Annotated in this window: 7 protein-coding genes; 3 read left to right on the top strand and 4 right to left on the bottom strand. The window is 60.3% G+C overall.

Annotated elements, in window-relative coordinates:
* Positions 1 to 272: 272 nt before the first annotated feature.
* From hemG to pepQ, 4 genes are read right to left on the bottom strand one after another with little or no spacing between them, the layout of a single operon-like run.
* Positions 273 to 797, bottom strand: a complete 525-nt coding sequence (gene hemG / locus BN1129_RS09815; protein WP_042036116.1) for a menaquinone-dependent protoporphyrinogen IX dehydrogenase — start codon at positions 795 to 797, stop codon at positions 273 to 275.
* Positions 798 to 804: 7 nt separating this feature from the next.
* The gene (locus BN1129_RS09810; RefSeq protein ID WP_042036114.1) at positions 805 to 2,262 is read right to left on the bottom strand and encodes a TrkH family potassium uptake protein; all 1,458 of its coding nucleotides are present in this window, start codon (positions 2,260 to 2,262) and stop codon (positions 805 to 807) included.
* 36 nt (positions 2,263 to 2,298) lie between these two features.
* Positions 2,299 to 2,916 (bottom strand): IMPACT family protein, encoded by a 618-nt coding sequence (locus BN1129_RS09805; RefSeq protein WP_042036113.1) that lies wholly within the window; start codon positions 2,914 to 2,916, stop codon positions 2,299 to 2,301.
* Positions 2,916 to 4,238: a Xaa-Pro dipeptidase gene (gene pepQ / locus BN1129_RS09800; RefSeq protein WP_042036111.1), complete on the bottom strand. Its 1,323-nt coding sequence runs from the start codon at positions 4,236 to 4,238 to the stop codon at positions 2,916 to 2,918. Before pepQ ends, BN1129_RS09805 begins: the two co-directional genes overlap by 1 nt.
* A gap of 190 nt (positions 4,239 to 4,428) precedes the next feature.
* On the opposite strand from pepQ, the gene BN1129_RS09795 reads away from it, so the two are divergent.
* The 3 genes from BN1129_RS09795 to fadA all read left to right on the top strand — a co-directional run bounded on the left by BN1129_RS09795 (position 4,429) and on the right by fadA (position 9,903).
* On the top strand, positions 4,429 to 6,366 hold the full coding sequence (locus BN1129_RS09795; RefSeq protein WP_042036110.1) for an acetoacetate--CoA ligase: 1,938 nt from the start codon (positions 4,429 to 4,431) through the stop codon (positions 6,364 to 6,366).
* Positions 6,367 to 6,570: 204 nt separating this feature from the next.
* The gene (gene fadB / locus BN1129_RS09790; protein ID WP_042036109.1) at positions 6,571 to 8,718 is read left to right on the top strand and encodes a fatty acid oxidation complex subunit alpha FadB; all 2,148 of its coding nucleotides are present in this window, start codon (positions 6,571 to 6,573) and stop codon (positions 8,716 to 8,718) included.
* 21 nt (positions 8,719 to 8,739) lie between these two features.
* Positions 8,740 to 9,903 (top strand): acetyl-CoA C-acyltransferase FadA, encoded by a 1,164-nt coding sequence (fadA, locus tag BN1129_RS09785; protein ID WP_042036108.1) that lies wholly within the window; start codon positions 8,740 to 8,742, stop codon positions 9,901 to 9,903.
* Positions 9,904 to 9,921 lie beyond the last annotated feature (18 nt).

Raw genomic sequence — 9,921 nt, 5'->3', positions numbered from 1 at the left:
TCGCGTTGAGGAGGCGCATATTACGCTCCTCACTTCGAAAGTCAAGCGGTTGTTTTCGCTTTTCTTTCGGCGCCTGCTTCACTAGGAAGCTGGCTCATCAGTCCGGCGTGTTCCGCCGTGCTGGTAGGGGCGCATTATAGGGAGCCACGCCGGGATGACAAGAGGAAAACGGCAAAAAATGGCACTTTTTGCCGTTTAGCGGTTCAAATGCCTATTTATCAAACAAAAAGCCCCGCATCAGCGGGGCTCAAGCCAGCAATAACGCCGTGCTGCTATCTTTTTGACCAGAATTCACGGGCAAAAATGCGCACCTTTTCCCAATCGGTAAACTCGAGATCCTTGCTGGTATCCGTACTGCCGCCGGTCATCTTCATGATCAGCTGAATGATGCGGGTCTGCCACCAGTTATAGCGGGAATATTGCAACGCGCCGGCGAACACTCCCAAGGTTCTCGGCTTCCAGGGGGAGAGGCGCAGGAACTTCTTCATATAGGCATTGGTCTGCGGCGTCTGCTTCTCCGGCTTGCGCGCAGTCAGGTTGACACAGAAGAAGGCCGCATTGGCCACCTCCAGCTGTTCATGATGGGCATGAATAAAGCTGAGCAGGCTGGGATGGAAGTTGCCGTAACGAATGGAGGCACCGATCAATACCTTCTTGAACTTGCTGAGGTTGCACATGGGCAGAGTGTGCAGGTCATGCATCACCACCTCGTAACCCAGCATCTCCTCCAGCATGACATCCACGATTTTCTGTGTTTGCCCATCCCGAGAGGAATAAAGCACCAAAATCTTGTCCATACCTACCTCAACTACGCCAGAATGCGGGGGTAAACAGTACCAGAAGTGTGAAAATTTCCAATCGGCCGAACAACATGGCCAGGATCAGTATCCATTTTGCCACCGCGCTGATACCGGAAAAATTGGAGGCCACATCACCCAGACCCGGCCCCACGTTGGTAAGGGTCGCCGCCACCGCCGAGAAGGCTGTCACCTCGTTCATTCCGGTGGCGATCAATGCCAGCATGAACAACACAAACAAAATGATGTAGGCGGCAAAGAAACCCCACACCGCCTCGACGATCCGATCCGATACCGCCTTGCGCCCCAGTTTGAGGGTATAGACGGCACGCGGGTGCACCAGCCGCTTCAACTCCCGTACTCCCTGCATGAACAGGATCATGAAGCGCATCACCTTGATGCCACCACCGGTACTCCCGGCGCAACCCCCTATAAAGGAGGAGAACATCAGCATCATCGGCAGTATGGCTGGCCAGTCGGCATAACTGGTGGTGCTGTAACCCGTGGTGGTCCCCAGCGATACCGACTGGAACAGGGCATGGTTGAGTGTCTCCTGCCAGTGTTCATAGTGGTTGTGCTGCAGCAACACGGCGGCGCAGAACAGAAAAAGGAACAGCTGAATCCCCAAAAACACCTTCACCTCGGGGTCACGCAGATAGCTCAGCAGGCGTACCGGTGTGTGAGTGAACACCATGAAGTGCAGACCGAAGTTAATGCTGCCGATCAGCAGGAAGCACACAGTGACCAGATTGATGGTCGGGCTGTTGAAGAAGCCGATGCTGTCATCGTGGGTGGAGAAGCCACCGATGGAGAGGCTGGAGAAGGAGTGACAGATGGCGTCGAACAGCGTCATACCGGCCAGCCAGTACGCCAGGATGCAGAGCATGGTCAGCAACAAGTAGATGAACCAGAGCGCCTTGGCCGTCTCGGCGATACGCGGCGTCACCTTGGTATCCTTGACCGGCCCGGGGATCTCGGCGCGGTAGAGCTGCATGCCCCCGATGCCGAGCAGCGGCAGTATGGCGACGGCCAGCACTATGATCCCCATGCCCCCCAGCCATTGAAGCAGTTGGCGGTAGAACAGAAACGCCTTGGGCAGATTGTCCAGCCCGGTCAGCACGGTCGCTCCCGTGGTCGTCAGGCCGGAGAAAGATTCGAAAAAGGCCTCCGAGACCGACATGCTGGGCACATCCCCCAGTAAAAAGGGCACGGCCCCCACACTGCCCAGCACAGTCCAGAACAGCACCACGATAAGGAAGCCCTCTTTCGAGCGCAGCTCCTTCTTGTGGTAGCGGTTGGGAAACCAGAGCAGCACACCAAGCAACAGCGCGATGAGAAAGGAGCTGACGAACTCGGCACCACCACCATCCCGATAGCCAAACGCAACCATGGCAGGCAACAACATGGTCGAGCTGAATAGCGCAACCAACAGGCCAACGATGCGAATAATGCTCAGAATGTGCATTCCGGCTCCCTCTTCAGGCTAAAAGAGCGGTGGATTCTAGCTATCTAAGGAGCGAAGGGATACCCGTCCATGGGTGCGGTCGGTCAATTCCCGATCAACCTGGGCCCAAACAGAGGATTCCCACGCGACCCGCAGGGTAACGCGAGCGCCGTAATCGGCATCCAGCAACTGGCCGTGATGGTATCCGATCAGCGCCTCCACCACGCCCATGTCGGCATAGTCACATTGGATGAGAGAGGGAGTCTGCTGGCGCTTGATCCGGGTCTCGAGCTGCTTGAGCGCAGCCCCCACTCCCCCCCCATAGGCCTTGACCAAACCGCCAGTGCCCAACAGCACACCGCCGTAGTAACGCACCACCACGGTGGCTATCTCACCCAGTCCGGAGCCCATCAGCTGAGCCAGCATGGGCTTGCCAGCGGTCCCTGAGGGCTCACCATCGTCGCTGAAACCGTAAACCTGACTGTCTTGTGGTGCGCCGGCAACAAAGGCCCAGCAGTGATGCCGGGCCCCGGGGTGTTGCTGCTTTATCTCGTTGACCCACGCCTTGGCGGCCTCAACCGTCGGCGTGTGCGCGAGCAGGGTGATGAAGCGGCTCTTCTTGATCTCTTCACTCACCGCCAGCGGGGCGGCCGGAATGGAGTACGCTGCAGCCATCAGAGCCCTGCTTGTCTGGTCATGTTCTCCACCCCATTGGCGTGCAACACTATGTTGTCCTCAATGCGGATGCCGCCAAACGGACGCAGCGCCTCTACCTTGTTCCAGTTAACCCGCTTGGCCTGCTCGCTCTGACGCAGCGGCACCAGCAGGCTATCGATGAAGTAGAGGCCCGGCTCTATGGTGAACACCTGCCCCACCTCCATCACCCGAGTACAGCGCAAATAGGGGAACTGCTCGGGAGCAGCCAGGTGCGTGCCGCGCTCGTCCTGCATGAAGCCGCCTGCATCGTGCACCTGAAGGCCCAGGAAATGACCCAGACCGTGAGGGAAGAAGACGTTGGTCACCCCGGTATGGATCATCTCGTCTACCGACATGTCCACCAACTCGACCGTTTGCAGCAAGCGCGCCAGCCTGTGGTGCATCTGCAGATGCAACTCGCTGTAACGCCGACCCGGTTTGATCTCCTCGATGATCTCCTGCTGCTGCGCATCCAGCGCCGCGATCAGCTCGGCAAACTCGCCACGGCGCCAGGCCCAGGTACGGGTGATGTCGGAGGCATAACCGTGAAAATCCACCCCGGCATCAATCAAGAAGGAGTGGCGCTCCGCATCCGGCACCCGCAAGGCAGACAAATGGGTGTAGTGAAGAATGGCCGCATTGCGGTTGATGGCGACAATATTGCCGTACGGCGCCTCATTGGCCCCCTGCCCGACCGCCTTCATATAGGCCAGATTGATCTCAAACTCGCTCGCCCCCGCCATGAAGGAGTCCTTGGCCGCGACATGGCCACGCACCCCGATCCGGTTTGCTTCGCGCAGACACTCCAGCTCATAAGGAGTCTTGTAAGCTCGGTGATAGTGCAGATAGTTGAGCACGGATTCCGGGTTCGGCTGACCCAGCCCCAGCAACTTGGCCACCTCGAGATGGCCACCCAGATAGGCCCACTCCTGCTTGCCGGCAGGCAGGTGATCGGCAACCTGCTCCGGCCGCGTCAAGAAGTGGATATCGAAGAAGTCGACCCAGAAAGCATTGGGCAAGTCAGCCACCTTGTGCCAGAAATCCACTGGCCGGTAGAACAGCAACACCGGCTTGTTTACGCCATCCACCAGCAACCAGCAGTGGGGGTTGTCCAGCACCGGCAGCCAGGCCTTGAAGTGCGGATTCACCTTGAAGGGGTAATCCTGGTCGTCGAGGAAGATGCGGTGGGTCTGGCCGGAGTGGATGGCCAGGCCGCTGAGCCCCTGCTGTTGCAGTATGTCGCGGGTGCGATGCTGCAAGGTATCTAGGTGCTGGGCAAAAAGTTGGCTGTAGCTGCTCATGGCGTCCTGCTCCGGGAAAAATGTGATTTCAGCATAACATCAAGCGAATCGGGGCTCGAACCGTCAAGCTATCGCTTCGTGAGGTAACGCATACGTTACAAGGCTTTTGTTATGAAACAAAAACCAATCATTAACAAATAAAAAACAATTCAATACACTGCCGGTAGATACATGCAGTCAGGGACTACTCATGCACAACCTTTGCCTGTGGCAACCGGATCAGGAGCGGATTCAACAATCCAACCTCCAGCAGTTTATGGCCGAGGTCAACCGCTTCCATGGCCTGCAGCTGCACAACTATGCCCAGCTCTACCAGTGGTCGGTGGAAAAGACGACCCGCTTCTGGCCGCTGGTGTGGCAACACTGCGGCGTCAAGGGCGAGCTGGGGGACATAGTGGCAGAAAACCGCCAGGATATGCAGCGCACCCGCTGGTTCCCCGATAGCCGCCTCAACTTCGCGGAAAACCTGCTGCGCCGTCAGGACGAGAGCCCGGCCATTATCTCCCGCATTGAAGGCAGCCCAAGCCGCACCCTGAGCTGGCATGAGCTGGCGGATCAGGTGGCCAGGCTGGCCCAGTGGTTGCGCAGCCAGGGCATAAGCAGTGGCGACGTGGTCGCCGCCTACCTGCCTAATATCCCCGAAACCGTAGTAGCCATGCTGGCAACCACCAGCCTGGGCGCTATCTGGACCTCCACCAGCCCCGACTTTGGGGAAGCCAGCGTGGTGGAGCGCTTCGGCCAGACCCGGCCCAGGGTATTGTTTGCGGTGGACGGCTATCGCTACAACGGCAAGGCCATCGACATCCAGGCCAAGGTGGCCGGCGTAGTCAGCCAGATCGACAGCATAGAGCAGACGGTAATAATCCCGCTGCTCGGCAATCCCCTGCAGCTTGGTCACGACTGGCAGCACGTGCTGGCGAGCCAGCCGGATGCTGTCCTTCGCTTCGAGCCCATGGGCTTCAACGATCCGCTCTATATCCTCTACTCGTCCGGCACCACAGGCAAGCCCAAGTGCATAGTGCACGGCATAGGCGGCACCCTGCTGCAACATCTCAAAGAGCATCAACTGCACTGCGACACCAAGCCGGGGGAGCGGATCTTCTACTTCACCACCTGCGGCTGGATGATGTGGAACTGGCTGGTGAGCGCGCTCGCCTCCGGCGCGACGCTGGTGCTCTATGACGGCTCCCCCTTCTATCCGGACGGCAACGTGCTGTGGGATCTGGCGCGCGACGAGCAGGTCAGCTTGTTCGGCACCTCGGCCAAGTATCTGGATGCGCTGCACAAGCAGGGCTATGCCCCCATCAACACCCACGACTTGCCACAGCTGCGGCTGATCTGCAGTACCGGATCCGTGCTGTCGCCTGAGGGGTTTGACTACGTCTACCAGCAGATCAAAACAAATGTACAACTGAGCTCCATCTCCGGTGGCACCGACATCTGCTCCTGCTTCGTCATCGGCAACCCGCTCAGCCCTGTTTACCGTGGCGAGAGTCAGGGGCGTGGCCTCGGTCTCGCGGTACAGGTGTTCAACGAAGCGGGCCAGCCGGTACAGGGCGAAAAGGGCGAGCTGGTCTGCACCAAGCCGTTCCCGGCCCAGCCCATCGCCTTCTGGGGGGACGACGGCGGCGACAAATACCACGCCGCCTACTTCGAGCGATTCGACAACATCTGGTGCCACGGCGACTGGATCGAGCTGACCCCGACCGGCGGCATCCTGTTCTATGGCCGCTCCGACGCAACCCTCAACCCGGGGGGCGTGCGCATCGGCACCAGCGAGATCTACCGCTACGTCGAACAGCTCGACGAAGTGGAAGAGAGCATCGTCATCGGCCAACAGTGGCAGCAGGACGAGCGGGTGGTGCTGTTCGTCAAGCTCAAGGCGGGCTGCAAGCTGGACGAGCCGCTGCGCGAGCGGATCCGCCAGCAGATCAAACGACACTGTACCGCCCGCCACGTGCCCGCCCGCATCCTGCAGGTGGATGCCATTCCCCGTACCAAGTCCGGCAAAATCGTCGAACTGGCGGTGCGGGAAGTGGTGCACAACAGGCCCGTCAACAACACCCATGCCCTCGCCGATCCCGAGGTGCTGAGCCAGTATCGCGACCGGCCCGAACTGGCCTGTTGATAAAAACCTCATATCCATTGGAGGCGCCGCAAGGCGCCTCTCTTTTGCCCGTTTTGTGATGAGGAGCTTTTACTCGAGAACTGTTAAACAAATGTTTTAAATAGGTGTTGAAAATGTCTCCTTTTGGATCAATAGTGAGCCTCGCCCCCTGCTGGGGATAAAGGAGCAACACCCCCCACCGAGTGGGAACAAGGAGACACTCTCATGATCTACCAAGGCGAAACCCTGTCGGTCAGCTACCTCGAAAACGGCATTGCCGAACTGAGGTTTGATGCCCCGGGTTCAGTCAACAAGCTGGATCGCGCTACCCTGCTCTCACTGAGCGAAGCGATCGCCGCATTACAGCAACAAGCCGATTTGAAGGGCCTGATCCTCACCTCCGGCAAAGACGCCTTTATCGTCGGCGCCGACATTACCGAATTCCTGGAACTGTTCGATCTGCCGCAAGAAGATCTGCTCGGCTGGCTGAAAAAAGCCAACGACATCTTCAGCGCCATCGAAGATCTGCCGGTGCCGACCCTCTCTGCCATCAAGGGCCACGCCCTGGGCGGCGGCTGCGAGACCATTCTCTCCACCGATTTCCGTCTGGCTGACACCAGCGCCAAGATTGGCCTGCCCGAGACCAAACTCGGCATCATGCCGGGCTTTGGCGGCACAGTCCGTCTGCCGCGGGTGATCGGTGCCGACAACGCGCTGGAGTGGATCACCACCGGCAAGGATTACCGTGCTGATGATGCCCTCAAGGTGGGCGCCATCGATGCCGTGGTCGCACCGGACGCGCTGCACAGCGCCGCACTGCAGATGATGAAAGACGCCATCGCGGGCAAGCTGGACTGGCAGAGCCGTCGCGCCGCCAAAAAAGCCCCGCTGCGCCTCTCCAAACTGGAAGCCATGATGAGCTTCACCACCGCCGCCGGCATGGTTGCCGCCGTGGCGGGCAAACACTATCCAGCCCCCATGACCGCGGTGAAAACCGTCGAAGCCGCCGCTGGCATGGGCCGTGACGAGGCTCTGGTGGTCGAGGCACAGGGCTTTATCAAGCTGGCCAAGACCGATGTCGCCAAGGCGCTGGTCGGCATCTTCTTGAACGATCAGCACATCAAGGCGCTGGCCAAGAAGGCGGCCAAGCAGGCAGCTAAGGCCACTCGCCACGCCGCCGTGCTGGGCGCCGGCATCATGGGGGGCGGCATCGCTTACCAGTCTGCCAGCAAGGGCATTCCGGCCGTAATGAAGGATATCAACGAGAAGGCGCTGGCACTGGGCATGGGCGAAGCCACCAAGCTGCTCAACGGCCAGCTCGAAAAGGGCCGCATCGACGGCATCAAGATGGGCCAGGTGCTCTCTGCCATCACCCCGACCCTCAGCTATGACAACGTCAAGCATGTGGATGTGGTGGTCGAAGCCGTGGTCGAGAACCCCAAGGTGAAGGCCGCCGTGCTGGGCGAAGTGGAAGGGATCATTGGCGAAGACGCCGTGCTCGCCAGCAACACCTCCACCATTCCCATCTCCCTGCTGGCCAAGGGGCTGAAGCGCCCGCAGAACTTCTGCGGCATGCACTTCTTCAACCCGGTGCACCGCATGCCTCTGGTGGAGATCATCCGCGGCGAGCAGACTTCAGATGAAACCATCAACCGCGTGGTGGCGTATGCCGCCGCCATGGGCAAGTCCCCGGTCGTGGTCAACGACTGCCCGGGCTTCTTCGTCAACCGGGTGCTGTTCCCCTACTTCTTCGGCTTCAACAAGCTGGTTGCCGATGGCGCCGACTTCGCCGCCGTCGACAAGGTGATGGAGAAGGAGTTCGGCTGGCCCATGGGCCCCGCCTACCTGCTGGACGTGGTCGGCATCGACACCGGTCACCATGCCGGTGACGTCATGGCGCAAGGCTTCCCGGCGCGCATGAGCAAGGCTGGCCGCACCGCCATCGACGTGATGTATGACGCCAGCCGCTTCGGCCAGAAGAATGGCAAGGGCTTCTACGCCTACGAGCAGGACAAGAAGGGCAAGCCGAAGAAGGTGGCCGATGTGGCCGCTTACGAGCTGCTGGCACCGATTGCCAAGCCGAAGCAGGACTTTGACAAGGAAGCCATCATAGCCCGCATGATGATCCCGATGATCAACGAGGTGGTGCTCTGTCTGGAAGAGGGCATTGTCGCCACGCCAGCCGAAGCCGACATCGCGCTGGTCTACGGTCTGGGCTTCCCTCCCTTCCGTGGTGGCGTGTTCCGCTATCTGGACACCATTGGTCTGGATCGCTACGTGGCCATGGCCGACCAGTATGCCGATTTGGGCCCGCTCTACCGCGTCAGCGACAAGCTGCGTGACATGGCCGCCCTGGGCAAAACCTTCTACTGATTGCGGAAAGGAGATCCATTCATGAAAGACGTAGTCATTGTCGACTGTATCCGGACCCCCATGGGCCGATCCAAGGGCGGCGCCTTCCGCAACGTGCGTGCAGAAGATCTGTCCGCGCACCTGATGAGCTCCATCCTGCTGCGCAACCCCAACCTCGACCCAAACGAGATCGAGGATATCTACTGGGGCTGCGTGCAGCAGACTCTGGAGCAGGGCTTCAACATCGCCCGCAACGCGGCCCTGCTGGCTGGCATTCCGAAACAGGTGGGGGCCGTCACCGTCAACCGCCTGTGCGGCTCAAGCATGCAGGCGCTGCATGACGCCTCCCGCGCCATTCAGGTAGGTGATGGGGATATCTTCATCATCGGCGGCGTCGAGCACATGGGCCACGTGCCCATGAGCCACGGCGTCGACTTCCACCCGGGCATGGCCAAGTCGGTGGCGAAAGCCTCCGGCATGATGGGGCTGACCGCCGAGATGCTGGGCAAGCTGCACGGCATCAGCCGTCAGCAGCAGGACGAGTTTGCCGCCCGCTCCCACCGCCGCGCCTATGCCGCGACCGTGGAAGGGCGCTTCGCCAGAGAGATCGTCGGTCTGGAAGGGCATGACGCCAGCGGCGCCCGCTTCTTCTACGACTACGACGAAGTGATCCGCCCGGAGACCACGGTCGACACCCTGAGCCAGCTGCGCCCGGTGTTCGACCCGGTCAACGGCACAGTGACCGCCGGTACCTCCTCGGCCCTGTCCGACGGCGCCGCCGCCATGCTGGTGATGAGTGCGGATCGCGCCAAGGCCCTCGGCCTCACGCCCCGCGCCAAGGTGCGCGCCATGGCCATCGCCGGCTGCGATGCCGCCATCATGGGTTACGGCCCGGTGCCGGCCACCCAGAAAGCACTCAAACGTGCCGGTCTGACCGTTGGTGATATCGATCTGTTCGAGCTGAACGAGGCCTTTGCCGCCCAGTCACTGCCTTGCGTCAAGGACCTGGGGCTGCTGGACGTAGCGGAAGAGAAGGTAAACCTGAACGGCGGCGCCATTGCGCTGGGCCACCCGCTCGGCTGCTCCGGTGCGCGCATCTCCACGACTCTCATCAATCTGATGGAGGAGAAAGATGCCACCCTGGGGGTTGCCACCATGTGTATCGGTCTGGGTCAGGGCATCGCCACCGTATTCGAACGGGTGTGATGTAAACGGCTCGCCCTC

The organism is Aeromonas popoffii (assembly GCF_000820025.1).
Classification (GTDB): domain Bacteria; phylum Pseudomonadota; class Gammaproteobacteria; order Enterobacterales; family Aeromonadaceae; genus Aeromonas; species Aeromonas popoffii.
Note: the sequence above shows the minus strand (reverse complement) of the source record. Positions and strands in the feature narration are given on the sequence as shown.